Below are 26,315 nucleotides of genomic sequence, written 5' to 3'. Positions count from 1 at the left end.
TCGCGATTCGAAGAAAAGCGGAAATGCTCTGGCCGCTCTTCTGTCTTCAGAGGCGGACACAATGACCGCCTGAAAAAAATGCGAACGGAAATGGCCGAGGGTCGCTACACGCACCCCGGCCATTCCAGCCTATTTCTGGAAGTCGTACTTCATAACGAGCTCGCCACCTATGACGTCGTCGGTCATCCGAAATCCGACATGCTCATAAAGCCGGCGAGCCTTTTCGTTCTCGGGATGCACGCCAAGTACGACACATGGGCATCCGGGGATTTCCGATAGCAGCTTGACGATCTGGATCAGCGCAGCTCGACCATATCCACGACCCTGGAAGCGGCCGTCGATCATGAGGCGATAGATCCAATAGTTCCCGTCATCTTCATCGAGCGCGTACATGGCGAATCCCACCGGCTCGCCTGCGGCTCGGATGATGAGAGGAACGCAGGCAGGATTCTCCTCCGCTTCTTCAAGCGATTCCTCGTTACTGGCCAGATAGGATGTCTGGTAATCATGCGGGCGCAATAAGAGCACCTGCTGGCAGTCTTCGCGCGCAACGTGTTCAAGGGTAACGGCGGCAAGGTTTGCAGCGTGAAGCTGCTGGTTCTGTTTTGGATGCATTTTTTCGAATGGCGCTCGAACGGCGCCCCTATATTCGAGAGGAAGGTTGGGTCGGAAGACATACAGCAACCATCACGCAGACTTTAGCCGCGCGTTGAAAAACAGAGTTGCTATGCGGTTCCGATGTGCGTTGGTCCGGTAAGGCCTAGCGCTTGAGGCCAAGCCCGCTGCCGGAGTGTGCGGCTGATTCATACGTTTCGAACATCTGCGCACCTCCCTCGTTTGTTTGATGTGCAACCATTATGCTACATGCCGATCTTTGACAAGCATGGCGAGCCTTGATTCTTTGTGGCAAGCCGCAACACCGCTTTGATATGCAGCAGGACGCTATCACCCTCCAGCTGCCGATGTCCTTGGCTTTGATCCCTATTTCTTGTCTTGGGGCTTCTTCGACACATGGCCGGGCGAAATCGGGTCGCTGGCGGGAAAGGTCTCTTCCAGCGCTTCCTCCAGATAGTCGTCCTGCTCCTTGTGCTCTTTTTCGTTGAGCTTCTGCTGCTTCTTGTCGCTCATCGTCCTGGCTCCCTGATCTCTGTCTGAAATACTAGGCTTCGCTCGCCCTTTGTCCAGCATTAGAGGGAGAATGGCCAAGCGTGTGAGCGGCGGATGACGGCCAGGTTTGCCCGCATGCGGAAGCCGCCGATCGAGGAACTGCAGCCGGATGGGCTGCCGGACGAGTTTCCCGTTCCCAACCCGGATGAAAACGACGAGCCGCCGAAACAGATAGGATGGGCAAAAATGCCTAGAAAAACATCCGCCGTTCTTCGCTGACCAGCTCCTGCAGAAAGTCGGCGACAGTGCGCACGCGCACGAGATCGCGGGCGCTCTCGTGATAAGTCGTCCAGTAGGCGCGCTTGATGGAGACATCGGGCAGGATGCGGGTCAGCTCCGGAAATTGTCTGGCAATATAGTCGTGCAGGATGCCGATGCCAGCGCCGGAGCGGACGGCTTCCGTCTGGCCGATGGAGGTGGAGATCTCGAACGAGGCGTCCCAGCTGCGCATGATCTCGCCGGAAAAATTCAGCGAGGCCGTGAAGATGAGATCTTCGACGTAGCCGACGCGCGGATGCAGCTTCAGCGCCTCGACGCTGTCAGGCAATCCGGCCTGCTCCAGATAAGCTTTCGAGGCATAAAGGCCGAGCGTGTAGTCCGTCAGCTTCGATGAAACCAGGCGGCCCTGCTCGGGGCGTTCCAGCGTGATGGCGATATCGGCTTCGCGCTGCGACAGCGAAAAGGAGCGGGGAACGGGCACGAGCTGGATGCGCAGCTCGGGATAGCGGGCGATCAGTCGCCCCAGCCTTGGGGCAAGAAAGGAGACGCCAAACCCGTCGGGCGCGCCGATACGCACCGTGCCTGTGATGGCGCTGTCGAGATGACCGACGCTTGCCTGCGCGCGCAGCATTTCGGTTTCCATGCGCTCTGCGGCATGCAGGAAGATCTCGCCTTCCGCTGTCAGGTCGCAGCCATTGGTGCGGCGCACGAGCAACCGCGTCTTCAGGCGCTCCTCGAGCGTCGTCACGCGGCGGGAGAGGGTGGCGTGGTTGACGCCGAGCCGTTTGGAGGCGGCGAGAATCTGCCCCGTGCGGGCCACAGCGAGAAACATGCGGACATCGTCCCAATCCATATGCACATCCAGGGCTTTAATTTTTGCACAACGGTTGCTTATAACAGCTCATTGATTTGTGCAAATTGAAGTGCCATCCTGTCATTATCAAAGAAAACGAGGAGGCACATTCATGCGTGAGATCGGTCATTTCATCGGCGGCAAGCGCGTCGCCGGCACGAGCGGACGCACCAGCAACGTCTACAATCCGGCAACCGGCGAAGTGCAGGCAACGGTAGCACTCGCCAGCGTCGATGAGCTGCGCGCAGCCGTCGCAAACGCCAAGGCTGCGCAGCCGAAATGGGGGGCGACCAATCCGCAGCGCCGCGCCCGTGTTTTCTTCAAGTTCGTCGAACTGCTGAACCAGAACATGGATGAGCTGGCGACCCTGCTCTCCTCGGAGCATGGCAAGACGGTCGAAGATTCCAAGGGCGATATCATCCGCGGCCTGGAAGTCTGCGAATTCGTCTGCGGCATTCCGCATCTGCAGAAGGGTGAGTTCACCGAAGGCGCCGGCCCGGCGATCGACATGTACTCTATCCGCCAGCCGGTCGGTGTCGGCGCCGGCATCACGCCATTCAACTTCCCGGGCATGATCCCGATGTGGATGTTCGCCCCGGCGATCGCTTGCGGCAACGCCTTCATCCTCAAGCCGTCCGAGCGTGATCCGTCCCTGCCGATCCGCCTTGCCGAGCTTATGATCGAAGCCGGTCTGCCGGCAGGCATCCTCAACGTCGTCAACGGTGACAAGACCGCAGTCGACGCCATCCTGACCGATCCGGATATCGCTGCCGTTTCCTTCGTCGGCTCCACGCCGATCGCCCGCTACGTCTATGGCACGGCCGCCATGAATGGCAAGCGCGCCCAGTGCTTCGGCGGCGCCAAGAACCACATGATCATCATGCCCGACGCCGATATGGACCAGGCCGTCAACGCCCTGATGGGCGCCGGTTACGGCTCGGCCGGCGAGCGCTGCATGGCGGTATCGGTCGCAGTCCCGGTCGGCGAAGACACGGCCAACCGTCTCGTTGAAAAGCTGGTGCCGAAGATCGAATCGCTGCGCATCGGCCCCTATACCGACGACAAGGCCGATCTCGGCCCGCTCGTCACCAAGGATGCCTACAACCGCGTTACCGGCCTGATCGACCGTGGCGTCGAAGAAGGCGCCAAACTCGTCGTCGACGGCCGCGGTTTCAAGCTGCAGGGCTATGAAGACGGCTACTTTGTCGGCGGCACGCTGTTCGACCACGTCAAGCCTGACATGGACATCTACAAGACCGAGATCTTCGGGCCAGTTCTGTCCGTCGTCCGTGCCAAGAACTACGAAGAAGCGCTCGAACTGCCGATGAAGCACGAATACGGCAACGGCGTCGCCATCTACACCCGTGACGGCGATGCGGCCCGCGATTTCGCCTCGCGCATCAATATCGGCATGATCGGCGTCAACGTTCCGATCCCGGTTCCGCTTGCCTACCACTCCTTCGGCGGCTGGAAGGCTTCCAGCTTCGGCGACCTCAACCAGCACGGTACGGACTCGATCAAGTTCTGGACGCGCACGAAGACGATCACCGCCCGCTGGCCGTCCGGCATCAAGGATGGTGCCGAATTCGTCATGCCGACGATGAAGTAAGCATCGGCGCCTTTGCCATCATCGACCGCCGTCCGGGACTTCTCGGGCGGCGGTTTTTTGTTGCGTTTGTTTTCGATAGAGTCATCTTGCCTAAGCCGTCGTTTTCGTCTAGAACAAAACAAGAACAACGGGAGAGCCGCGATGTCCGTGAGCTATCAGATTGACTATCTCGAATTTCCGTCGAAAGACGGCCTGAAGACCCGCCGCTTCTTCGAAGAAGCCTTCGACTGGAGTTTTGTGAGCTACGGCCCGACCTATCACGCCATCGAGGCGGCCGGCATTGATGCTGGCATTCAGGGCGATGCGGCGGAAGCGACCGGAGCGCCGCTGCCAGTGGTGCGCACCACCGATCTGGAAGCGGCCCAGCGCGCGGTCGAGTTCGCCGGCGGCATCATCACGCGCCCTGCCTTCGATTTTCCAGGCGGCCGCCGGTTCCACTTCCGCGAACCGGGGGGGTGCGAAATGGCAGTATGGGTTTCTGCAACCTAAATGCCTGGATCCGACAAGGTGCTAAGGCTTTGGTTGTATGGACTTGGCACCCTGTTGATCAAGAATGGTATTCCGGCATTTTTTCATTGATCGGTGCATGTTTTCCTGCTCTCAAATACAACGGTAAGGCGAGCGATGTGTTGCGCAGCACATCCCGCGGCGGCCCGGGTGTGTGCGGATGCCTCCAGCGGAAAGCTCGTCCTCTTGTGGAGTAGGGGGAACATAAATATGGCAGCTGTCGAGCAAAGCTATCCGATCGGTGGAAGCCGGTATTTCCAGAGGGCTTCCTTCACGGGCAACGCCTCGGAATATTTCGGCATCTGGATCGTCAACATTCTGCTGACGATCGTTACCTTGGGCATTTACTCGGCCTGGGCAAAGGTACGCCGTAACCGATATTTCTACGGGAATACTGTCTTGCTGGGCCATAGTTTCGAGTATCATGCCAAGGGCAAGCAGATCCTCATCGGCCGATTGATCGTGTTCGGCTTTCTCATCGTAGTGAATATTCTGTCACATGTGGCGCCACTGGCGGTCCTGGCGATCTGGCCTGTCATGCTGGTGGTATTCCCATGGTTCCTCATGCGCGGCCTTCGCTTCAACGCGCGGGTCACGAGCTACCGCAATGTGCGCTTCGATTTCGTCGGGACCTATGGCGGCGCGTTCAAGGCGATCTTCCTCGGCGCCCTTGTAACGGTGGTATCGGTCGGACTTCTGTCTCCGATCGCAAGTCGCTGGTATTATAAATACATCTTCGACAATCTCCGTTACGGAGATCGACCGTTCTCGACGGAGCCGCGATTGGGGGCGATCTACAAGGTTTTCGGCGCAACGATCGTGATCGCGATTGGATGTGGCCTGATTCTTGGTTTTGTTGCTGGCGCCTTGGGCCTTTTCCACGGGATGCTGACGCGGTCGGCAGGCGCCGGCCTCAGTGCGGGGCATTTTGTAATTCTCCTTAACTTCCTCGCTTATATCGCCGCCGGCCTCTATTATCGCGCATCGATCCGCAACGTCATCTGGTCGGCTACAACGATTGATCGCCGGCATCAGCTCAGAAGCGATCTTGGCCGTCGGCGCTATATGTGGATTGCAGTTTCGAACGTGATCGTCACCTTGGTGACCCTTGGATTGATGCGCCCCTGGGCGGCGGTGCGCATGCAACGTTTTCTCACCGAGCATACTGCCGTCCATGTCGACGGCGAGATCGGCGTCGTCTTCGATCAGATCCGCTCGACAGGCAATGCGATCAGCGCGGAATATCTCGATGTCGATGGTTTCGACTTTGGCTTCTGATGGGCAGACAATAGCGACGGGTATCTGGCATCCGCCTCATTCCAGCCGGGAGGTTCCTGCCCGGCTGCAGGATATCGGCGGTTCGCTCATCGTGGTCTCGGACGAAGAGGGGGACGAGAGCAGGCGGCTCACCTGGGGCATTCGTTCCGATATCGAGATCAGCCCGCGCGTCGGTTCGATCCCGCGCCGCATCGTGTTCGGAAATGAATCGGTGTTCGAAGCCCGCGACAACGATGCCGTCGATGCCTATCTGCGCAGCCGCGGCGAAGGGCGCAGCGGCTTCGTTCATGGGTTGGAGATTGTTCGCCCCCGGCTGATTGCCTTTGCACTAGCAGTATTCGTCCTTGCTTCGATCATCTATCGCTATGCCTTGCCGGGCCTGGTGGAAGTTGCCGTGCTGGTGACGCCGCCGGTGGTGCCGGAGATGATGTCGGCGGGAACTCTGAAGACGCTGGATCGAGTGACCTTCGGCCCCAGCAAGCTGCCTGAGGCGCAGCAGACGGAAATCCGCGATGATTTCGCCAGGATAGCCGCCAATGCGCAAGGCGGTGCGGGTCGCTATCATCTGAACTTCCGCGATGGCGGCCTTATCGGCCCAAATGCCTTCGCGCTTCCGGACGGCAATCTCGTTCTTACCGATCAGCTTGTCGAACTGGCCGGCGGCGACAAGGAGATGATCACCGCCGTGCTCGGCCACGAGATCGGCCACGTCGAATACAAGCACAGTCTGCGCCAGCTCTACAGCGCCGCGGGTGTTGCCGGTCTTGTGCTTTTGATCGCCGGCGACGTCGGCTCCGGCATTCAGGACATACTGACGCAAGGCGGCGGTCTCCTTGCGCTTTCCTACTCCCGGCAAGCCGAGGCGCAGGCCGATCGTCGCTCGGTGGAGCTGATGATGGCGGCCGGCAAGGACCCGGCGGCATTGTCACGCTTCTTTGATCTGCTCGAGACGAAGCTGCACGATCATGGCAACACCAGCATGCTTTCGACCCATCCCGGCACGCCCGAACGCAAGCAGGCGATCCTCGACTACATCAGAGAGCTGAAGGAAAGGGGAGAGTAGCCGAACGGGTGAGGAGCTTGTGGCCTTCGGAATAAGCTGAATATGAATTTCATATTTTGGAATTGTTCAAAACTAAGAAAGCCACTATATACAGGTCCAGCCCCTAAGCAGCCTCGATTCCAGGAGATCGGCATGCGCCTGACCAAACAGACCAATTACGCAGTGCGCATGTTGATGTATTGCGCCGCCAATGACGGCCATCTGAGCCGTATCCCGGAAATCGCCAGAGCTTACAGTGTTTCAGAGCTGTTTCTCTTCAAGATCCTGCAGCCGCTGACCAAGGCAGGCCTTGTCGAAACCGTTCGCGGCCGCAATGGTGGCGTTCGTCTCGGCAAGCCCGCGAGCGATATCAGCCTCTTCGACGTTGTTCGTGTGACCGAAGACAGCTTCGCCATGGCGGAATGCTTCGAAGAAGGCGTGGTAGAATGTCCGTTGGTCGACAGCTGCGGTCTCAACTCGGCTCTGCGCAAGGCGCTGAACGCCTTCTTCGACGTCCTGACGCAATATTCCATCGACGATCTCGTCAAGGCGCGCCCGCAGATCAACTTCTTGCTCGGCCTGACCGATCTGGATCACAGAGCGATTGCCAAGAAGCCGTCGCTCACCGCTCCTGCAGCCTGATCTTCTGCTTCGAGTTGCATCGATTTTCCATCCGCGGTTGCTGCCGGCAGCCGCGGATTTTTGCATTTAGTACCCCGTATCAGGGCCGTGGAGGGTAATCGGATCGCAAGAGGAAAGCACTAAATCGTCCTGAATCTGACAAAACTGCGTCAAATTCCGGCAGATTATTACCAATTCAAAGGTTTTTTCGTCCAAAAATTTCCAAACTCGACAAATCGGAAAAAATTTAGGCGGGACTTGTTGCTTTCAAACTTAAAATAAAGTTCCATCGGCGCGATCCGAACGGCAACCTCTAGGGTGTCCGCGGCTTCAAAAGAATAACAAATCTGGGAAACGATATCATGAAAAAGATTTCTGCCCTGCTGGCAGTGACAGCTTTGGCTTCGGTCATGGCAACGTCCGCCTGGTCGAAAACACTTGTCTATTGCTCGGAAAGCTCGCCGGAAGGCTTCGATCCGGGGATCTACACCGGAGGCAATACCTTCGATGCTTCATCGCGTACGGTCTACAGCCGTCTCGTCGAATTCAAGCACGGTGGCACCGAGATCGAGCCGGGCCTTGCCGAAAGCTGGACCGTTTCCCCCGATGGCAAGGAATATACGTTCAAGCTCCGCAAGGGCGTGAAGTTCCAGACCACCGATTTCTTTACGCCGACGCGCGACCTGAACGCCGATGACGTCATCTTCGCCATCGGGCGCCAGATCAGCGCAGACAGCCCCTGGGCCAAGTACGTCGCTGGCGGTTCTTATGAATACGCCGACGGCATGGGCTTCCCCAAGCTGATCAAGTCGATCGAGAAGGTCGATGACCTCACCGTGAAGTTCGTGCTGAACCGCCCGGAAGCGCCTTTCCTCGCCGACCTGGCCATGGACTTCGGCTCGATCCTGTCGAAGGAATATGCAGACAAGCTGCAGGCCGACAAGAAGATGGAGCAGATGAACCAGCAGCCGCTGGGCACCGGCCCGTTCACCTTCGTTGCCTACCAGCCGGATGCCGTCATCCGCTACAAGGCAAACGAAAGCTACTTCAAGGGCAAGGAAAAGATCGACGATCTCGTCTTTGCGATTACGCCGGACGCATCCGTTCGCGCGCAGAAGCTGAAGTCCGGCGAATGCAACATCATGCCGTACCCGAACGCGGCCGATATCAAGGACCTCAAGGCCGACAAGAACCTCAATGTTCTCGAGCAGGCTGGTCTGAACGTTTCTTATCTCGCCTATAACACGCTGGTTGCACCATTCGACAAGGTCGAAGTGCGCAAGGCGATCAACATGGCTGTCAGCAAGCAGGCCATCGTCGACGCCGTCTTCCAGGGCTCTGCCAAGGTTGCCACCAACCCGATCCCGCCGACCATGTGGTCCTACAACAAGGAAGTGAAGGACGACGCCTACAACCCGGACGAAGCCAAGAAGCTGCTTGAAAAGGCTGGCGTCAAGGGTCTCAGCATGAAGATCTGGGCTATGCCGGTTTCGCGTCCTTACATGCTGAATGCGCGTCGCGCTGCCGAGCTGATGCAGGCAGATCTGGCCAAGATCGGCGTCAAGGTCGAGATCGTCACCTATGACTGGGCTCAGTACCTGAAGCTCTCCTCCGCTAAGGACCGCGATGGTGCGGCCATCCTCGGCTGGACCGGCGACAACGGCGATCCGGACAACTTCCTTGACACGCTGCTCGGCTGCGATGCCGTCGGTGGCAACAACCGTGCGCAGTGGTGCAACAAGGAATTCGACGATCTGGTGAAGAAGGCCAAGCAGACGGCTGACGTCAAGGAGCGCACCAAGCTCTATGAACAGGCCCAGGTCATCTTTAAGCGCGAAGCACCATGGATGACGATCGATCACTCCGAAGTCTTCATGCCAATGACGAAGAACGTCACCGGCTACTTCCAGGATCCGCTCGGCGTTCACCGCTTCGACGGCGTCGATATCGCCGAATAACGAAAAATCTGTGAGAATGCCCGGCTAGGACCGGGCGACCCGGCGGTCAGGCACTCAGTCTGACCGCCGGAAAAATTTGGACAACTGTCATGTTGCGATTTCTTTTCAGCCGCCTTGCGGTGCTGATCCCGACATTCCTCGGCGTATCGATTGTCGCCTTCTCCTTCATCCGCCTGCTTCCCGGCGATCCCGTCATGTTGCTGTCGGGCGAACGCGTCATGTCGCCGGAGCGCCATGCCGAGATCTCGCACGATCTCGGTTACGACCAGCCGATGATCGTCCAGTACGGCAAATACGTCTGGAACTCCCTGCACGGCGATCTCGGCACGTCTATCACCACCAAGCGTGACGTATTGACCGACTTCTTCACCTTCTTCCCGGCTACGCTCGAGCTGTCGATTTGTGCCATGATCCTGGCGATCTGTCTTGGCATTCCGGCCGGCGTTTTCGCCGCCGTCAAGCGAGGGACATGGTTCGACCAGAGTGTCATGGGAGTCGCCCTCGTCGGCTATTCCATGCCGATCTTCTGGTGGGGCCTGTTGCTGATCATCGTCTTCAACGGCTATCTGCACTGGACGCCGGTTTCGGGCCGCATCGGCCTCATCTATTTCTTCAAGCCGATCACCGGTTTCATGCTGATCGACAGCCTCCTCTCAGGACAGAAGGGCGCGTTTGCTTCCGCGCTCAATTCGCTGATCCTGCCGACCGTCGTGCTCGGCACCATTCCGCTCGCCGTCATTGCGCGCCAGACGCGCTCCGCCATGCTGGAAGTGCTCGGCGAGGATTATGTGCGCACTGCCCGCTCCAAGGGCCTGTCGCCGCTGCGCGTCGTTTCCGTGCATGCGCTGCGCAATGCGATGATCCCGGTGGTCACAACGATCGGTCTGCAGGTTGGCGTGCTGCTCGGCGGCGCCATCCTGACGGAAAGCATCTTCTCCTGGCCGGGCATCGGCAAATGGATGATCGATGCCGTCTTCAAGCGGGATTATCCGGTCGTGCAGGGCGGCCTGCTGTTGATCGCGGGCATCGTCATGCTCGTCAATCTCGCTGTCGACTTGCTCTACGGCTTCGTCAATCCACGCATTCGTCACTAGGAGCGGTCCATGAGCACGGTAAGCGTCAAAACCGACCGTCCTTCCGCTCTCGCGGAGTTCTGGTATTACTTCTCTCGCAACAAGGGCGCCGTCATCGGCCTTGTGATCTTCCTCTTCGTTCTGTTTCTGGCAATCTTTGCCGGCGTCGTGGCGCCTCATAACCCCGATGCCGCTTACGGCAGCGACATGCAGCGCCTACCGCCGGCATGGGTACAGGGCAGCAACAGCAGCTTCCTGCTCGGCACCGATGCCAACGGCCGCGATCTTCTGTCGCGCCTCATCTACGGCACGCGGTTCTCGCTGTTCATCGGTCTTGTGGTCGCCTCGCTTTCGGCGCTCGCCGGTATCCTGATCGGCCTCGTCGCCGGCTATGTCCGTGGCCGTACCGACACGATCATCATGCGCATCATGGACATCATCCTTGCCGTCCCGTCGCTGCTGCTCGCCCTGGTGCTGGTGGCAATCCTCGGGCCTGGCCTGACGAACGCCATGATTGCGATCTCCATCGTCAATCAGCCGCATTTCGTCCGCCTGACACGCGCTTCGGTCATGACCGAACGCGACAAGGAATATGTCATCGCTTCGCGCGTCGCCGGCGCGGGGTCGCTGCGGCTGATGTTCAAGACGATCCTGCCGAATTGCCTTGGGCCGCTGATCGTGCAGGGCACGCTTGCCTTCTCGGCCGCCATTCTCGATGCCGCGGCACTCGGCTTCCTCGGCCAGGGCGCCCAGCCGCCGACGCCGGAATGGGGCACGATGCTTGCGGATTCGCGTGAATTCTTCCAGAGCAACCCCTCGCTCGTTACTTTCCCCGGTCTCTGCATCCTGATCACCGTGCTCGCCATCAATCTGATGGGCGACGGCCTGCGCGATGCGTTCGACCCGAAGCTGAAGAGGTCGTGATGGCACTCCTCGATATTGAAAACCTATCCGTTGAATTCCAGACCTCGTCCGGCCTGTTCCGCGCAGTCGACGGTGTCTCGCTCCAATGCGACAAGGGAGAAATCCTGTCGATCGTCGGCGAGTCCGGCTCCGGCAAGTCGGTCTCCATGCTTGCCATGATGGGTCTTCTGCCCTGGACGGCAAAGATCACCGCCGACCGCATGATGTTCGATGGCAAAGACCTTCGCGGCATCTCCGCCCGTCAGCGCCGCAAGATCATCGGCAAGGACATGGCGATGATCTTCCAGGAGCCGATGTCGAGCCTCAATCCGTGCTTCACGGTCGGCTTCCAGCTCGGCGAAACCCTGCGCATTCACATGGGCCTCGACCGCAAGGCGCGCCGCGAGCGCTCGATCGAGCTGCTCAATCTCGTCGGCATTCCTGCGCCTGCGGATCGCCTGTCGAACTTCCCGCATCAGATGTCCGGCGGCATGAGCCAGCGCGTCATGATCGCCATGGCGCTGGCCTGCAATCCGAAGCTCTTGATCGCCGACGAGCCGACCACCGCGCTCGACGTGACGATCCAGGCGCAGATCCTCGATCTGCTCGTGCGCCTGCAGCAGGAGCAGGGCATGGCGCTCGTGCTCATCACCCACGACATGGGTGTGGTCGCCGAAACGGCAGAGCGCGTGCAGGTGCAATATGCCGGCCAGAAGGTCGAGGAGCAGCCGGTCAAGGAGCTGTTCCGCGATCCGCATCATCCCTATACGGCGGCTCTTCTCTCGGCTCTGCCGGAGCGCGCCGAAGTGGGCGAGCGCCTGCCGTCGATCGCCGGTGTCGTTCCCGGTCAGCACGATCGGCCGACGGGCTGTCTCTTTGCGCCCCGTTGTTCCTTCGCCACGCCGGAATGCGACAAGGGCGTCAAGCGTCAGGGTAGCGAACTCGGCCTGACCCTTTGCAACTATCCGCTGGAACATGGCAAGCCGCTCGGTCATCCCGGCATTGCCGCCACGAAATCTGCAGGAGGTGCCGCATGACCGGCGCTGTTCTCGAAGGGCGCGATCTCGCCCGTTTCTACACCATCAAGCGCGGCAGCTTCAAACCCGAGGCGACCGTCAAGGCGCTGAACGGCGTCAGCTTCAGCCTGCAGTCGGGCCGCACGCTCGCTGTCGTCGGCGAATCCGGCTGCGGCAAGTCGACGCTCGCCCGTCTCGTGACGATGATCGAAAATCCGACATCGGGCGAATTGCTGATCGATGGCAAGCCGGCGAAGCTCGGCGACCGCAGCCTGCGCAGCGCCGTGCAGATCGTGTTTCAGAACCCTTATGGCTCGCTCAACCCGCGTCAGAAGGTCGGCTCCATCCTGGAAGAGCCGCTGAAGATCAATACCGATGACGATGCCGCCACTCGCCGCCGCAAGGCCGAGGAGATGATGGCGCGTGTCGGTCTGCGCCCGGAGCATTATGATCGCTACCCGCATATGTTCTCCGGCGGCCAGCGCCAGCGTATCGCGATTGCGCGTGCCCTGATGCTGCGGCCGAAGGTGTTGGTGCTCGACGAGCCGGTTTCCGCGCTCGATCTGTCGATCCAGGCGCAGGTTCTCAACCTGCTGATGGATCTGCAGAAGGAGATGGGGCTTGCCTATCTCTTCATCTCGCACGGCCTTTCCGTTGTCCGCCACATCGCCGACGACGTGATGGTGATGTATCTCGGACGCCCGGTTGAGACCGGTACGGCCGAAGAGGTCTTCAACCGCCCGCGCCATCCCTATACGGCAGCACTTCTGTCGGCGACGCCGATCGCAGACCCCGATCGTGAGAAGAACCGCATCCGCCTGCAGGGCGAGCTGCCGTCGCCGCTCAACCCGCCGACCGGCTGCCATTTCAATCCGCGCTGCTGGCGCGCTCAGGACAAGTGCCGGCAGGTTGCGCCGGAATTAGCGGGCGAAGGCTCGCACAAATTTTCCTGTTTCTTTCCGCTGGATTGATCCAAGTTGTGAATCGGGCAGTTCCGGCTTTCCCATGCCTTTCTGCCTGGCCCCTCTCCCCGTATGCGGGGCGAGGGTTGGGGTGACGGGCTAGGCAATCGGATGCGTCAACGGTGGAACCTGCCTGATTGTCATTATCGGCCATGATTCAAGGCAGGAAACAAATGAGTGAACTATCCAAGACGCCCCTTGCCATCATCGTCATGGGCGTAAGCGGCAGCGGCAAATCCTCGGTCGGCGAGGGGGTGGCGGCTAAGCTTGGCATTCACTTCATCGAGGGCGATGCGCTCCATCCTGCCGCCAATGTCGAGAAGATGAGCAAGGGAATCCCGCTCACCGACGAGGATCGCTGGCCCTGGCTCGAAAAAATCGGCCAGGAGATTGCGGCAAGCCTAGCCAAGGGCGAGGGGATCAGTGTTTCCTGCTCGGCTCTGAAACGGACCTATCGCGAGCGCCTGCGGGCGTCCGCCGGCGGCCATCTCTATTTCATTTATCTCCACGGCTCCAAGGAGCTGCTGAGCAGGCGCATGGGCGAGCGCAAGGGTCATTTCATGCCTGCTTCGCTCTTGGAAAGCCAGTTGCAGACACTGGAAGTGCCGACCGGCGAGCCGGGCGTCGTCACCGTCGATATCGACGGTACCATTGATGCGATCGTCGAGGCTGCCGTGAAGAGCCTTAAGGCCATCCTCTAGAGCAAATAGCTCAGGGCGCAAACCGGCCCGGGCCATAGGCCGAGATATCGATGAACGGCTTCTCGCCGGTGATGAGTTCGGCAAGCACGCGGCCGGTTACCGGGCCGAGCGTCAGGCCGTGATGCGCATGGCCGAAGGCGAACCACAGACCGTTGTGGCGTGGCGCCTTGCCGATGATCGGCATCATATCCGGCGTACAGGGGCGGGCGCCCATCCAGGGCTCGGGATCGAGCCGTTCGCCAAGCGGGAAGGCGGCACGGGCGAGGGCTTCGGCACGGTCGAGCTGTACCGGCGTTTTCGGCGCGTCGCGGCGTGCGAATTCGGCGCCGGTCGTCAGGCGAATGCCGCGGCTCATGGGCGCCAGCAGATAGCCGCGCTCGGCATCCGCCGCCCAGTTGTTGAGGACGGCATTGCCTTCGGCGGCGTAATGCATGTGATAGCCGCGCTTCACGCCGAGCGGGAAGGCATAGCCGAAGCGTTTCGTCACCAGATCGGCCCAGGGGCCGAGCGCAACGACGACATCTTCCGCCTCGATGGATCCTTCCGCCGTCACCATTCTCCAGGCTGATCCAGACATGCCGAGCGAGACGGCATCGCCCGTGGTCACGCGGCCACCGATGCTCTCGAAATAGCGGCGATAGGCTGATATCAGCCCATGCGGGTCGAGCACCGACCAGGGATCGAGCCAGCGGAGAGCGCCTGCGAAGCCGCCCCTGAGATGCGGTTCCGCCGTCGCGATGTCCGCGCTGCTCAACGCTTCGTAACCGATCCCGAATTCCCGGTTGAGGCGCTCGGCTTCGGCAAACTCCGCGTCGCGCTTCTCGTTCGAGCGGTACAGCTCCAGCCAGCCGTTCTTGCGAATGAGCTCTTCAGCATGCGAGGCTTCGATAAGGTCATTGTGCTCGCTCACGGAATGCTCGATCAACGGCGCATAGGCGCGCGAGATCATCTGATGGCGCTTGGTATTGGAATTCCACCAGTAGCGGGCAAGGAAGGCGATCTGCGAAGGCAGGGCGCGCAGGTGATAATGCGCATCGACGCGATTGTTGAGGGCATAGCGCAGCAGCAGGCCGAATTGCTGCGGGAAGCCATAGGGCACCACGCCCTCGCGCTGAATGAGGCCGGCATTGCCGAAGGACGTTTCCCGGCCGGGCTCCCTTCTGTCGACGAGAACGACCTGGCGCCCCCGCCGCTGCAGATGGATTGCCGTCGAAACGCCGACGATGCCGGCGCCGAGAACGATTGCGTCCTTTGTCATTTTACCCTGCTATCCGCATGTTCATTGCATTTTCGCGCGAATTCGCATGGATATTGCTATCATTGCGTGAGTTGCGCTCTAAGCATCGAAAGTGCCTGCCAAATTTCGGCGGCGCAAATGAAAAATGCAGTCAGGTCGCAGTCCGTTTCAGACAGGCGTTCTCGGCGCGGATGCGGACCGTAAGAATGATGCCGTTCAGCAGCGAAAAGATCGCTGCATAGAGCGGCATCCCGAAGGAAAGCGGCAGGACGGCGATCTCGCCGACTACGATCGCATAATTCGGATGACGGAGGAAATGATAGGGACCTTTCGTTACGAGTGGGCTACCCGGCAGGATGATGATCCGTGTCGTCCAACGTTCCTTCAGCGTCGCTAATACCCAGAGGCGCAATCCCTGCAGCACCATGAACAGCAGGAACCAGGCGAGGACGACCGGCCTGCCGATGGCAAGCAACCAGAGGCCAGCCAGCCAGGCGGCATGCATCGCCACCATGAAGGGATAGTGTTCAGGTGCATATTCCCGGCCGCCGCGGGCAAGAAGGGCGGCGGTGTTGCGTCTGGCATAGATCAATTCGGCCAGGCGCTGCAGTGTCACGAATGTCAGAAGGGCGATCGAGGACCATAGCATCATGCGACCCTCTTCAACGTGATGCAGCTTGCCGAGAAGCCGGGGCCCAAGGCAAGCAATGCCGAACGTCGCGGCAGTCCCGCAGCGATCGCCCGCTCCAGCACGAACAGTACGGTGGGGGAGGACATGTTGCCATAATCGGCGATCACCTCGCGCTCGATATCGAGCGAGCCTTCGTCGAGATGGAGTGCGCTCTCCAGCGCCGCAAGCACTTTGGCGCCGCCGGGATGGCAGATGAAGCGGTCTATATCCGAGAGCGAAAGCCCGGCGCGGTCAAGAATGCCGGCGACCGCGCTCCTCAGATGTGTCTCGGCAAAGACCGGCAGCGATTGTTCCAGAATGATGCCGAAGCCCGTATCGTCGATCTTCCAGCCCATGATGCCGAGGCTGTCGGGGAAGAGATGTTCTCCGGTCGATTCGATTTCGACGACGCCACTCTCACCGGCTCGCAATACGCAGGCCGCCCCACCATCGCCGAACAGGGCCGTAGCGATGATGTTGGGTCTGGTCAGTTCGTCCAGTCGGAAGGCGAGCGAGCAAAGCTCGATCGCGACGAAGAGCACGACGGCGCCGGGCCGGCTTTTCGCCATCTTCGTCGCGATGGCAAGACCGGAAACGCCCGCCGCGCAGCCGAGCCCGAAGACAGGCACCCGCTCTATATCGCAGCGGAAGCCCATTTTTCCGGCCAGCCGTGCCTCGAGGCTTGGGGTTGCAAGCCCCGTCGAGGAAACCGTGACGACACAATCAACCTGATGCGCTTCAATGCCGGCGCGTTGCAGCGCCCCTGTCGCAGCTCGCCGGAAAAGCTCGGTTGCGACCTCGGTATAGGCCGCCATGCGATCCTCCCAGCCATGCGGCTCTTCGAACCAGGAAAGCGGTCGCGCCACATGCCGCTTGCGAATGCCGGTGCTCTCGAACACGCGGGCGAGATATTTGAAATCCTGAAATCGATCTGAGAACAGACGGCTTGCCGTCTCTGCTGCATCCGTTTGGAGGATGATATTGTCAGGCGTGGCGACGGCGAGGCTTAGAAGTTTGACGGTATCGGTCACGGGTTTCTCCTGCCGCCCTTAAAGGGCATGGGACGCAAACACGCGATGACGGCAGTCTATTCGATACTGGAGCGGTCACGAAACAGTGACGATCTTCACGGACCGGCCGCACGAAAAATATTCTGAAGCGACCCGAATAAATGCCGCAGGCGGTGTGTTCTCCCCTCGCAACGTTCATTTGCCAAGGAGACATTCCATGACGACCAAAGTATTTCGCCTGGCTTCCATCGCCCTCGGCGCAAGCCTGACCCTCGGCGCTTTCGCCGTTCCCGTCTTCGCCGCCGGCGATAATTCGAGCACGACGCCGACCTGCAAGAAGGGCGAGATCTACGATCAGAAGGCGAAGAAGTGCGTCAAGCAGCAGGGTGCCAACGTCACGGACGAAAACCGCGCCGATTACGCCTATTCTCTGGCCAAGAAGGATCATCGCTATCAGGAAGCTCTGGCGGTTCTGGACACGATGAAGAACCCGAACACGGCAGAGGCGCTGAACTATCGCGGCTATGCCACTCGCAAGCTCGGACGCACGGATGAAGGCATTTCCTACTACCAGAAGTCCGTTGCCATGGACCCGAAATATACGCTGGTTCGCGAATATCTCGGTGAAGCCTACGTCATCAAGGGCCAGATGGATCTCGCCAAGGATCAGCTGAGCACGATCAAGACGCTCTGCGGCAACACGACCTGCGAGGAATATCGCGACCTTCACGCCGCGATCCTGAATCCATCGACCCTTTGAGGTACGGGATCGGCTCAACCATGACTATCATCAGCAGGGAGCTTTGCGAGGGATATGGGAGTGATGCCAGTCGCTCGTGGCGCGATTTCTGCTTATAGTCGGGCTGCAACGGAGTCGCCGAAAAAGCCGGCGGCTCCCGGATGCGCGAATGCCGTGGAGGATGCCATAGCGAGCGAAGAGGATATCAGGACGGGCCTGTCCCAGCATCTGACGCGGCTGTGGCGCTATGGTGTAGTGCTGTCGCGCCAGCGCGACGTGGCCGACGATCTCGTGCAGGCGACCTGTGTCAGGGCGCTGGAGCGAGCGGCGCAGTTCACTGCCGGCACGCGGCTGGATCGTTGGCTCTTTGCCATCCTCCATTCGATATGGCTGAACGAGGTCCGTTCGCGTCGGGTGCGCATGGGGCAGGGCTTCGTCGACGCCGGCGAGACGCTGGTTTTCGACGGTGCGCACGAGACCGAGACTCACATCATGGCGGGCCAGGTGCTGCAGCGGGTGCAGGCTCTGCCGGAGGCGCAGCGTACGGCCGTGTTTCTGGCCTATGTCGAGGGGCTCTCCTACCGCGAGGTGGCGGAAGTCCTGAGTGTGCCGATCGGCACGGTCATGAGCAGGCTTGCAGCGGCGCGAGCGAAACTCGCCGATGGCATGGGGGTGGCGGCCGACGGAAGTTCTTCCGGAGGTGGGCGACTGGGGAATCGAAATGAGTGAATTGAACAAAGGACATATGCCCACGGACGAGCAGCTCACCGCCTTCATCGATGGCGAGCTGGATGCCGCCGACCGTGAATGGGTCGAACGATTGATCGCCGGCGACGCGCGCGTGGCGGAGCGTTTCGATTTCCTGTCGCGCAGCGCGCTGCCGTTCGAGGAGGCATTCGAGCCCATGCTTGCCGAGGCGCCGGCTGCGAAACTGGAAGCCATGCTTGCCGCTGTTACCACTGCGAAGAAGTCCAAGGCTCGTGCCGCCGGCATCGGCCGTCGCGGCTTCCTTGCAGCTGTTGCTGCAAGTTTCGTGGCCGCTATTGCGATCGACCGCGCCGTGATCGGCCTCGGCCGTCGGCTTTCGAAACCGGATGAGGACACCGAATGGCGTGCCGCGGTTGCCGAATATCTTTCCCTCTATACCGCCGACACCTTGAGCGCCCCGGCCGGCGATCATGTACAGCAGGTCGCGCAGCTGAACGAAGTCAGCATGAAACTCGGCTTGTCGCTGGCGCCGGAAGCCGTCGCCATGCCGGGCGTCGAATTCAAGCGCGCGCAGATCCTGAATTATGACAACAAGCCTCTCGCTCAGATCGCCTATCTCGATCCGGAAAGCGGGCCGATGGCTCTTTGCATTGTCCAATCTGCAAAGGGTGCGGCAGCGCCGGACATGGAGAGCCGTCGTGGCATGAATGTCGTCTACTGGTCGAGCGCCACCCATGCCTTCATGCTGATCGGCCACGCGCCGATTGATCGGATGCAGCAACTTGCGGCTGATGTCATGGCGCGCTTGGTCGCCTGATGGCTGTTCCGGATGCGCCCAAACTGGCGTGATTCAAAAAGAATTTGGCGAAAACCCATCCTGCTGGTATTCTTTGCCCAACGAAAATCAAACGAGTGCCAGCAGCATGCCTCCGGGCCTTGCGCGGCGCGGTGGAAAAGATACGTGAGTGACCCCGACAGCGGCTCAGCGCCGCAGGCAGACGGGGCGTCGGCAGTGGAGCGCAGGAAGGGTAAATCCTCCCGGCGCGCGAAGCGTAAGCGCGGCCATGGTCGCCCGAACGCTCATTCTGCGGAGGCCAATCAGGCAGGCAAGTCCAGCCAGGTGGCGGTGCGCCCAGTGGAAGACGAGGCCGGTTCTCCGGCCAAAAAGCGTAAGCGCCGACGCCGTTCCCGCGGTGGAGCACAAGTTGATGCGCAATCTTCCCCCCAGACACAGCACCCTTCATCAACGGCCGAGCATCGCGCAACGGCGGATCATGGCCATCGGTCATCGAACAAGAGCGGCAAAAATAGGCGCAAGCATCGCAGCAAGCGCGGCCTGCAGGGCCGGCCGCTGGCGCATGAAAAAACCGCGCAATTCGTCGCTCCCACAAGCTCGGCTGCGAACGCGCAGGCTCCGGCTCACGACGATCACCGCCAGATCAGGCAATCGCAGCCGCGTCGTGAAGGCCAGCATCATGCCGATGCTGATTCCCGTCCGCTCGACCTCTATGCCGCCCTCGATCTCGGCACCAACAATTGCCGCCTGCTGATCGCGCAGCCGACCCGTCCCGGGCAGTTCCGGGTTGTCGATGCCTTTTCCCGCATCGTGCGCCTCGGCGAGGGGCTTGGCGCCAGTGGCCGCCTTTCAAGCGATGCCATGGATCGGGCTGTCGAGGCCCTGCGTATCTGTGCTGCCAAGCTGAAGACGCGGGAAATCCGCCGCATGCGGCTGATCGCGACCGAAGCTTGCCGCGCGGCCGACAACGGCGAGGCCTTCCTCGAGCGCGTCACCGCCGAGACCGGACTGCAGTTGGAGATCATCGACCGCGAGACTGAGGCTCGCCTTGCTGTTTCCGGCTGCTCTTCTCTGGTTGGACCGGAGGCACGCTCCGTCGTGCTGTTCGATATCGGTGGCGGCTCTTCCGAGATCGCCGTCATCCGCATCGGCGAGAATCGCTCCAGCCGGCTTGCCAACCATATCACCCATTGGACCTCGCTTCCCGTCGGCGTCGTGACGCTCTCGGAACGGCACGGCGGACGCGATGTGACGCCGGAGCTGTTTGAGACGATGGTGTGCGAGGTCGAGCGTATGCTCGAACGTTTCGATTGCCCGCCGGTGCAGGGGGCCGCGCGCGACAGTGCCGACTTCCATCTCATCGGCACATCTGGCACGGTGACGACGCTTGCCGGCGTCCATCTCGATCTGCCGCGCTACGATCGGCGCAGGGTCGATGGCGTCTGGCTGTCGGACGACGAGGTGAGCGCGATGCAGGCCAAGCTGCTGTCCTGGGATTTTGCCGGCCGCGCCGCCAATCCCTGCATCGGGCCGGATCGCGCCGATCTGGTTCTGGCGGGATGCGCTATTCTGGAGGCGATCCGCCGCCGCTGGCCGAGCCCGCGCATGCGTGTCGCCGATCGCGGCCTGCGCGAGGGACTGCTGACTGACATGATGGCGGACGACGGTGTCTGGCGGCGGGGCCGCTCGCGCCGGGGCCATCGACCGAGGGATACGAAGGGGCCGCAGACGTGACCAAGCCAACCATCGCCGGCAACCGCACGGGCCGCAAGCTCGGCCAGCGCGTCAAGAAAAAGAAGCTCAAGGCCTCCTCGCGGCAATGGCTGCAACGGCATATTAACGATCCCTATGTGCAGCGCGCCCAGCTCGAAGGCTATCGCGCGCGCGCCGCTTTCAAGCTGCTGGAGATCGACGAGAAGCATCAGATCCTGAAGGGCGCGCGCCGCATCATCGACCTGGGTGCCGCACCGGGCAGCTGGTCGCAGATCGCCGCCAAGGTGACCGACTCGACAGAAGAGGATATCCGCGTCGCGGCCATCGACTTCCTGGAAATGGCGCCTATCCCCGGCGTAACGATCCTGCAGCTCGATTTCCTTGATCCGGAAGCGCCGCAACGGCTGATCGATGCGGTCGGCGGCACGCCGGATATCGTCATTTCCGATATGGCGGCGCCGACGACGGGCCATCACCGCACCGATCACCTGCGGACCATGCATCTTTGCGAAGTCGCCGCCCATTTCGCCGTCGAAGTGTTGGCGGAGGGCGGTCATTTCCTTGCCAAGACCTTCCAGGGCGGCACGGAGCGCGATCTCTTGACCTTCCTCAAGCAGAATTTCCGGCAGGTCATCCATGTGAAGCCGGGGGCATCCCGAGCCGAGTCGGTCGAAATGTTCCTGCTGGCGAAGGGCTTTAAGGGGCGCAAGGCAGATGAGGAAATAGCAGAGGCTTGATCTGACGGTCTTTTTCGTTCGATGATGCCGGTTCCCAAGGCATCACGGACAATCAAGACTCAATCATGCTTCTCTACATAACGCTCGGTTCCAACGACATCTCCCGCTCGCAAGACTTTTACGACGCCGTTTTGCCCGTGCTCGGCTACCGGCGTCAGCGCGAATCGGATGAGGAAATCGGCTACGCCGCCGATGGCGACAGCCGTTGCCGGTTCTGGGTGGTCAGGCCCTACAATCAAAGGGCGGCCACTGTCGGCAATGGCTCCATGGTCGCCCTGCATGCCGAAAGCCGTGCTGATGTCGATGCCTTCTATGCCGCGGCTCTTGCCCATGGCGGCATCGATGAGGGCAAGCCGGGCCTGCGCTCCTTCCATGCCAATTTCTACGCTGCCTATGTCCGCGATCCTGACGGCAACAAGCTGAGCGCCGTCTGCGAAAGGCCGGAATAGGTTCCGGTTGCGCCGGAGCGCAACCGAGACGGCATCATTTTGCAACCCGCTGCTCCACCTGCGGCTCCAGGGCGGCGACGCGCTTGAGGCCGGCCTTGTGGCCGGAGACCATGGCGCCGGCGTTGCGATCCATCCGGATGAAGGGGATGGTTGCGAGCACGGTCAGCACCGAGATGCAGAAGAAGGCGATGTGGAAATCGCGGACCTGCAGTTCCGTGCCGCTGAAGAAGGTCGAGGTTTCCAGGATCATGGCAGCGACGGCCACGCCGAGCGCGAGGCTGATCTGCTGCATGACGGAGCTCATCGACGTCGCCTGGCTTGCCTGCTTGTCGTTGATGTCGGCGAAGGCAAGAGCATTGATGCCGGTGAAGAAGAACGAGCGCGAGAAGCCGCCGATCAGCAATATGGCGACGATGATGATATGCGCCGTCCAGGGCTGGAAGAAGCCGGTGCAGATCGTGGTGATTGTCGTGATGGCCGCCGCCGATAGCAGCGCCGTCTTGAAGCCGACGGCGGTGAAAACCCGGCGAGCGATGAACTTGGTGGTGATCGCACCGATCGCGCCCGCAAAGGTGATAAGGCCGGACTGGAACGGATTGAGGCCGAAACCGAGCTGCAGCATCAGCGGCGTCAGGAAAGGCATGGCGCCGATGCAGATGCGAAAGAGCGTGCCGCCGGTCACCGAGGCGCGGAAGGTGGCGTTCCTCATCAGCGACAGGTCGAGGATCGGTGCCGGGTGACGGCGCGCATGGCCGATATAGAGGAAGCCGCAGACGAAACCGATGACGACGGTCGAGGTGCCGACGATCGGTGGCAGGGCAGGCAGGCTAATCACGGACATGCCGAAGACGACGCCGGATGCAGCGAAAGACGTCAGCAGGAAGCCTGTCACATCGAGCTTCGGCGGCATGGTCGCTTCCACATCGGGCAGGTAGATCGTCGACAGGATGACGCCGAGAACGCCGACGGGAACGTTGATGAGAAAGATCCAGTGCCAAGAGGCGTAGGTGGTGATGAAGCCGCCAAGCGGCGGGCCGGCGAGCGGGCCGACAAGGGCCGGAATGGAGAGCAGCGCCATGGCCGAAACCAGATCGCTCTTTTGGGTGGTGCGCACCAGCACCAACCGCCCGACCGGCGTCATCATCGAGCCGCCGACACCCTGCAGGAAGCGGGCGAAGACGAATTCGAACAGGCCGCCGGAAAAGGCGCACATGATGGAGCCGATGACGAAGACGCAGATGGCGATGCGGAAGATGTTCTTCGCGCCGAAGCGATCCGCCATCCAGCCGCTGATCGGGATGAAGACGGCGAGCGACACCATGTAGGAGGTCAGCGCCAGCTTGAGGGTGATCGGGCCGACATGGAGATCGTTGGCAATGGCCGGCAGCGCTGTCGCGATAACGGTGGAATCCATCTGTTCCATGAAGAGAGCGACTGCGAGGATCAATGGAACGATGCGATTCATAGGCATCTGCCTTGATGGGTCTGTCTTCGGGAAGGCGGCCGCCATGGGCGGTCGCCGCTCTGTAGTCCTATGCGGGGCTGCTGCCAATCCCGGATTTTGCACCATGACTGCTTGAGGATCACGTCTTCGTGATGTCCGCTGCCATATGGCGCCGAAAGCAAGATTTGACATATGCTAAGAGCATGGAAATGCTAATCGCATAAAACGTCGTCCGGTGTATTAGCGGATTCGGAAAAGGTTGTCATGGCCAAATCGCCGGCCAGCCAAGATCACTTTCCGGACCGTTTTCACCGTGGCGACGATAGGCGCGGCTTACGCTGAGACAAGCATAAGGAGTAACATATGACTGCTGTTCCGCCCCCGGACATGCATCGGTTCAAACTGGGATCCTGCATCATCACAGTCATCAAGGACGGTGCCAGCATCATGGATAGCCCTTGGGAAATCTTCGGCTCGAACCAGGCGCCCGATACCGTGCGCAAGCTGTTGGAGCAGAATTTCCTGCCGACGGAAAAGCTGGTGAATAGCTATGCCCCAGCCATCATCGACACCGGCTCCGACCTGATCGTCGTCGACACCGGCTTTGGCGCGACTGGTCGCGCTCGCGGTCTCGGCCGTTTTCGCGAGGGGCTGAAGGCTGCCGGCTACACGCCGGAACAGGTCACCGTCGTTGCTCTCACGCATCTGCACGGCGATCACATTGGCGGATTGATGGAGGAGGGCGCTCCGGCCTTTCCGAACGCCCGCTATGTCACCGGTGAGATCGAATATGGGTTCTGGACCGACAAGGCACGCGAGGGAACGCCGGCAGACGGCGGTCACAAGACCGTTCTCGCCAATGTCGCGCCCTTCGCCGAAAAGATGACCTTCCTGAAGGACGGCGGCCAGATCGTCAGTGGCATGACGGCCATGCTGGCGCCTGGCCACACGCCCGGCCATCTCGTTTTTCATCTCGAATCCGACGGCAAGCAGCTTGTCATGACCGGCGACACCGCCAATCACTATATTCTCTCGCTCGGCCGCCCGGATTGGGAAGTCCGCTTCGATGCGGATAAGGCCCAGGCCGCAAAGACCCGCCGGCGCATCTTCGACATGATCGCCGCCGACCGCATCCCCTTCCTCGGCTTCCATATGCCTTTCCCCGCCGTCGGCTTCGTCGAAAAACAACCGGAAGGCTTCCGCTACATTCCGAAAACCTATCAGTTTGAAATCTGAAGACGGAAGGCTTGGTAGAGCTTGAGCGCCCGGCATATCTGCCCAGCGCTTTTTGCTATTCCCTTCCTGTCATAGACGTGTTACCAGCCCTCGCCAACTTCCAAGCAACACTTGCAAGATCGCCCGGTAGACGATTCGTTCCGGAGCCATCCTGCTTTTCACAGACGAAGGAATTGGCCATGGCACGCATTATTGAAACGTCAACAGGGTTGGATGCGCTGACATTCGACGACGTACTCCTGCAGCCGGGACACTCCGAGGTCATGCCCGGGCAGACGAATATCGCCACCCGCATCGCCCAGGACATCGAGCTCAACCTGCCGATCCTCTCCGCCGCCATGGACACAGTGACGGAAAGCCGCCTTGCGATCGCCATGGCCCAGGCCGGCGGCATGGGCGTTATCCACCGCAATCTGACGCCGGTGCAGCAGGCCGAAGAGGTCCGCCAGGTCAAGAAGTTCGAAAGCGGCATGGTCGTCAATCCGGTCACCATCGGCCCGGACGCAACGCTTGCCGAAGCACTCGCTCTGATGAAAGCGCACAGCATTTCCGGCATCCCGGTCGTTGAAAAGTCGCATCGCCTCGTCGGCATCCTCACCAACCGCGACGTGCGTTTCGCTTCTGACCCTTCGCAGAAGATCTATGAACTGATGACCCGCGAGAATCTCGTGACGGTCAAGGACGGCGTGCAGCAGCAGGAAGCCAAGCGCCTGCTGCACACGCATCGCATCGAAAAGCTGCTCGTCGTCGACGGTGACGGCCGCCTCGTCGGCTTGATCACGGTCAAGGATATCGAGAAGTCGCAGCTCAACCCGAATGCCTCGAAGGATGCGCAGGGCCGCCTGCGTGCCGCCGCCGCCATTAGCGTCGGTGATGATGGCTTCGAGCGCGCCGAACGCCTGATCGAGGCAGGCGTCGACCTTCTGGTCGTCGATACCGCCCACGGTCACTCGCAGCGCGTTCTCGATGCCGTCGCCCGCGTCAAGAAGCTTTCCAATTCGGTCCGCATCATGGCCGGCAACGTCGCCACCTATGATGGCACGCGGGCGCTGATCGATGCCGGTGCTGATGCAGTCAAGGTCGGTATCGGCCCCGGCTCCATCTGCACGACGCGTATCGTCGCCGGCGTCGGCGTGCCGCAGCTTGCCGCCATCATGTCGGCTGTGCAGGCTGCGCAGGACCAGAACATCCCTGTTATCGCCGATGGCGGCATCAAGTTCTCCGGCGATCTGGCAAAGGCGATCGCCGCCGGCGCATCCGCCGCCATGATCGGCTCGCTGCTGGCCGGCACGGACGAAAGCCCGGGCGAGGTCTATCTGTATCAGGGACGCTCCTTCAAGGCCTATCGCGGTATGGGCTCCGTCGGCGCCATGGCCCGCGGCTCGGCCGATCGCTATTTCCAGGCTGAAGTCCGCGACACGCTGAAGCTCGTTCCGGAAGGCATTGAAGGCCAGGTTCCCTACAAGGGCCCTGTTGCTGGTGTGCTGCATCAGCTCGCAGGCGGCCTCAAGGCTGCCATGGGCTATGTCGGCGGCGCCGATCTCAAGGATTTCCAGGAGCGTGCGACCTTCGTGCGCATCTCCGGCGCAGGCCTGCGCGAAAGCCATGCCCACGACGTCACGATTACCCGCGAAAGCCCGAACTATCCGGGCGCAGGCGGCTGATCG

26 protein-coding genes are annotated in these 26,315 nt (G+C 60.8%); 19 read left to right on the top strand and 7 right to left on the bottom strand.

Going from position 1 to position 26,315, the window contains the following annotated elements; genetic code table 11:
• Positions 1-129 precede the first annotated feature (129 nt).
• The 3 genes from GA0061102_RS17050 to GA0061102_RS17045 all read right to left on the bottom strand — a co-directional run bounded on the left by GA0061102_RS17050 (position 130) and on the right by GA0061102_RS17045 (position 2,239).
• Positions 130-615, bottom strand: coding sequence for a GNAT family N-acetyltransferase (locus GA0061102_RS17050; RefSeq protein WP_092851208.1), 486 nt, complete (start codon positions 613-615; stop codon positions 130-132).
• 366 nt (positions 616-981) lie between these two features.
• The gene (locus GA0061102_RS33185; RefSeq protein ID WP_167667998.1) at positions 982-1,128 is read right to left on the bottom strand and encodes a hypothetical protein; all 147 of its coding nucleotides are present in this window, start codon (positions 1,126-1,128) and stop codon (positions 982-984) included.
• A gap of 229 nt (positions 1,129-1,357) precedes the next feature.
• Positions 1,358-2,239, bottom strand: a complete 882-nt coding sequence (locus GA0061102_RS17045; protein ID WP_092851206.1) for a LysR family transcriptional regulator — start codon at positions 2,237-2,239, stop codon at positions 1,358-1,360.
• A 112-nt stretch (positions 2,240-2,351) separates the two neighbouring features.
• Between GA0061102_RS17045 and GA0061102_RS17040 the strand changes: the two genes are divergently transcribed.
• The 11 genes from GA0061102_RS17040 (at position 2,352) to GA0061102_RS16990 (ending at position 13,909) form a co-directional block, all read left to right on the top strand.
• Positions 2,352-3,848 (top strand): CoA-acylating methylmalonate-semialdehyde dehydrogenase, encoded by a 1,497-nt coding sequence (locus tag GA0061102_RS17040; RefSeq protein ID WP_092851204.1) that lies wholly within the window; start codon positions 2,352-2,354, stop codon positions 3,846-3,848.
• A gap of 141 nt (positions 3,849-3,989) precedes the next feature.
• The gene (locus tag GA0061102_RS17035) at positions 3,990-4,337 is read left to right on the top strand and encodes a VOC family protein (protein WP_092851202.1); all 348 of its coding nucleotides are present in this window, start codon (positions 3,990-3,992) and stop codon (positions 4,335-4,337) included.
• 228 nt (positions 4,338-4,565) lie between these two features.
• A complete protein-coding gene (locus GA0061102_RS17030) occupies positions 4,566-5,633 on the top strand; it encodes a YjgN family protein (RefSeq protein WP_092851200.1) in 1,068 nt (355 codons plus the stop codon).
• Entirely contained in the window at positions 5,605-6,696 is a 1,092-nt protein-coding gene (locus tag GA0061102_RS17025) for a M48 family metallopeptidase (protein WP_092851198.1), read from the top strand. The genes GA0061102_RS17030 and GA0061102_RS17025 overlap by 29 nt, the downstream gene beginning before the upstream one ends.
• Before the next feature lie 132 nt (positions 6,697-6,828).
• Complete coding sequence (gene rirA / locus GA0061102_RS17020) at positions 6,829-7,317, top strand: iron-responsive transcriptional regulator RirA (RefSeq protein WP_092851196.1); 489 nt, start codon at positions 6,829-6,831, stop codon at positions 7,315-7,317.
• A gap of 341 nt (positions 7,318-7,658) precedes the next feature.
• The gene (locus GA0061102_RS17015; RefSeq protein WP_092851194.1) at positions 7,659-9,254 is read left to right on the top strand and encodes an ABC transporter substrate-binding protein; all 1,596 of its coding nucleotides are present in this window, start codon (positions 7,659-7,661) and stop codon (positions 9,252-9,254) included.
• Between the two features lie 89 nt (positions 9,255-9,343).
• Positions 9,344-10,348 carry an ABC transporter permease subunit gene (locus tag GA0061102_RS17010; RefSeq protein WP_092851192.1) on the top strand — a complete coding sequence of 335 codons (1,005 nt, stop codon included), beginning with the start codon at positions 9,344-9,346 and terminating at the stop codon, positions 10,346-10,348.
• Positions 10,349-10,357: 9 nt separating this feature from the next.
• A complete protein-coding gene (locus GA0061102_RS17005) occupies positions 10,358-11,251 on the top strand; it encodes an ABC transporter permease subunit (RefSeq protein ID WP_092851190.1) in 894 nt (297 codons plus the stop codon).
• Positions 11,251-12,267 (top strand): ABC transporter ATP-binding protein, encoded by a 1,017-nt coding sequence (locus tag GA0061102_RS17000; RefSeq protein WP_092851188.1) that lies wholly within the window; start codon positions 11,251-11,253, stop codon positions 12,265-12,267. The genes GA0061102_RS17005 and GA0061102_RS17000 overlap by 1 nt, the downstream gene beginning before the upstream one ends.
• The gene (locus GA0061102_RS16995; RefSeq protein WP_092851186.1) at positions 12,264-13,217 is read left to right on the top strand and encodes a peptide ABC transporter ATP-binding protein; all 954 of its coding nucleotides are present in this window, start codon (positions 12,264-12,266) and stop codon (positions 13,215-13,217) included. Before GA0061102_RS17000 ends, GA0061102_RS16995 begins: the two co-directional genes overlap by 4 nt.
• A gap of 164 nt (positions 13,218-13,381) precedes the next feature.
• Positions 13,382-13,909, top strand: coding sequence for a gluconokinase (locus GA0061102_RS16990; protein ID WP_092851184.1), 528 nt, complete (start codon positions 13,382-13,384; stop codon positions 13,907-13,909).
• 10 nt (positions 13,910-13,919) lie between these two features.
• Here the strand turns inward: GA0061102_RS16990 and GA0061102_RS16985 are convergent, their stop codons facing one another.
• From GA0061102_RS16985 to GA0061102_RS16975, 3 genes are all read right to left on the bottom strand, one after another.
• The gene (locus tag GA0061102_RS16985) at positions 13,920-15,167 is read right to left on the bottom strand and encodes an NAD(P)/FAD-dependent oxidoreductase (protein WP_092851182.1); all 1,248 of its coding nucleotides are present in this window, start codon (positions 15,165-15,167) and stop codon (positions 13,920-13,922) included.
• A 130-nt stretch (positions 15,168-15,297) separates the two neighbouring features.
• A complete protein-coding gene (locus GA0061102_RS16980; protein WP_092851362.1) occupies positions 15,298-15,795 on the bottom strand; it encodes an isoprenylcysteine carboxyl methyltransferase family protein in 498 nt (165 codons plus the stop codon).
• The gene (locus GA0061102_RS16975; RefSeq protein WP_092851178.1) at positions 15,795-16,847 is read right to left on the bottom strand and encodes a type III polyketide synthase; all 1,053 of its coding nucleotides are present in this window, start codon (positions 16,845-16,847) and stop codon (positions 15,795-15,797) included. The genes GA0061102_RS16980 and GA0061102_RS16975 overlap by 1 nt, the downstream gene beginning before the upstream one ends.
• A 196-nt stretch (positions 16,848-17,043) precedes the next feature.
• On the opposite strand from GA0061102_RS16975, the gene GA0061102_RS16970 reads away from it, so the two are divergent.
• From GA0061102_RS16970 to GA0061102_RS16945, 6 genes are all read left to right on the top strand, one after another.
• Complete coding sequence (locus GA0061102_RS16970) at positions 17,044-17,586, top strand: tetratricopeptide repeat protein (protein WP_092851174.1); 543 nt, start codon at positions 17,044-17,046, stop codon at positions 17,584-17,586.
• 63 nt (positions 17,587-17,649) lie between these two features.
• Positions 17,650-18,294 carry an RNA polymerase sigma factor gene (locus GA0061102_RS16965; RefSeq protein WP_092851171.1) on the top strand — a complete coding sequence of 215 codons (645 nt, stop codon included), beginning with the start codon at positions 17,650-17,652 and terminating at the stop codon, positions 18,292-18,294.
• The gene (locus tag GA0061102_RS16960) at positions 18,287-19,090 is read left to right on the top strand and encodes an anti-sigma factor family protein (RefSeq protein ID WP_245298038.1); all 804 of its coding nucleotides are present in this window, start codon (positions 18,287-18,289) and stop codon (positions 19,088-19,090) included. Before GA0061102_RS16965 ends, GA0061102_RS16960 begins: the two co-directional genes overlap by 8 nt.
• Positions 19,091-19,234: 144 nt before the next feature.
• The gene (locus tag GA0061102_RS16955) at positions 19,235-20,803 is read left to right on the top strand and encodes a Ppx/GppA phosphatase family protein (RefSeq protein WP_092851168.1); all 1,569 of its coding nucleotides are present in this window, start codon (positions 19,235-19,237) and stop codon (positions 20,801-20,803) included.
• Positions 20,800-21,519 carry an RlmE family RNA methyltransferase gene (locus tag GA0061102_RS16950; protein ID WP_092851164.1) on the top strand — a complete coding sequence of 240 codons (720 nt, stop codon included), beginning with the start codon at positions 20,800-20,802 and terminating at the stop codon, positions 21,517-21,519. The genes GA0061102_RS16955 and GA0061102_RS16950 overlap by 4 nt, the downstream gene beginning before the upstream one ends.
• A 65-nt stretch (positions 21,520-21,584) precedes the next feature.
• A complete protein-coding gene (locus GA0061102_RS16945) occupies positions 21,585-21,968 on the top strand; it encodes a VOC family protein (RefSeq protein WP_092851162.1) in 384 nt (127 codons plus the stop codon).
• A gap of 34 nt (positions 21,969-22,002) precedes the next feature.
• On the opposite strand, the gene GA0061102_RS16940 is transcribed toward GA0061102_RS16945, so the two are convergent.
• Positions 22,003-23,433 (bottom strand): MFS transporter, encoded by a 1,431-nt coding sequence (locus GA0061102_RS16940; RefSeq protein WP_092851160.1) that lies wholly within the window; start codon positions 23,431-23,433, stop codon positions 22,003-22,005.
• Positions 23,434-23,775: 342 nt separating this feature from the next.
• Here GA0061102_RS16940 and GA0061102_RS16935 point away from each other — a divergent pair, with 342 nt between their 5' ends.
• Both GA0061102_RS16935 and guaB read left to right on the top strand, forming a co-directional pair.
• Complete coding sequence (locus tag GA0061102_RS16935; RefSeq protein ID WP_092851158.1) at positions 23,776-24,648, top strand: MBL fold metallo-hydrolase; 873 nt, start codon at positions 23,776-23,778, stop codon at positions 24,646-24,648.
• A 179-nt stretch (positions 24,649-24,827) separates the two neighbouring features.
• Positions 24,828-26,312, top strand: a complete 1,485-nt coding sequence (gene guaB / locus GA0061102_RS16930) for an IMP dehydrogenase (RefSeq protein WP_092851156.1) — start codon at positions 24,828-24,830, stop codon at positions 26,310-26,312.
• Positions 26,313-26,315: the final 3 nt, after the last annotated feature.

Source organism: Martinezella miluonensis (assembly GCF_900094545.1).
Taxonomy (GTDB): domain Bacteria; phylum Pseudomonadota; class Alphaproteobacteria; order Rhizobiales; family Rhizobiaceae; genus Rhizobium; species Rhizobium miluonense.
Note: the sequence above shows the minus strand (reverse complement) of the source record. Positions and strands in the feature narration are given on the sequence as shown.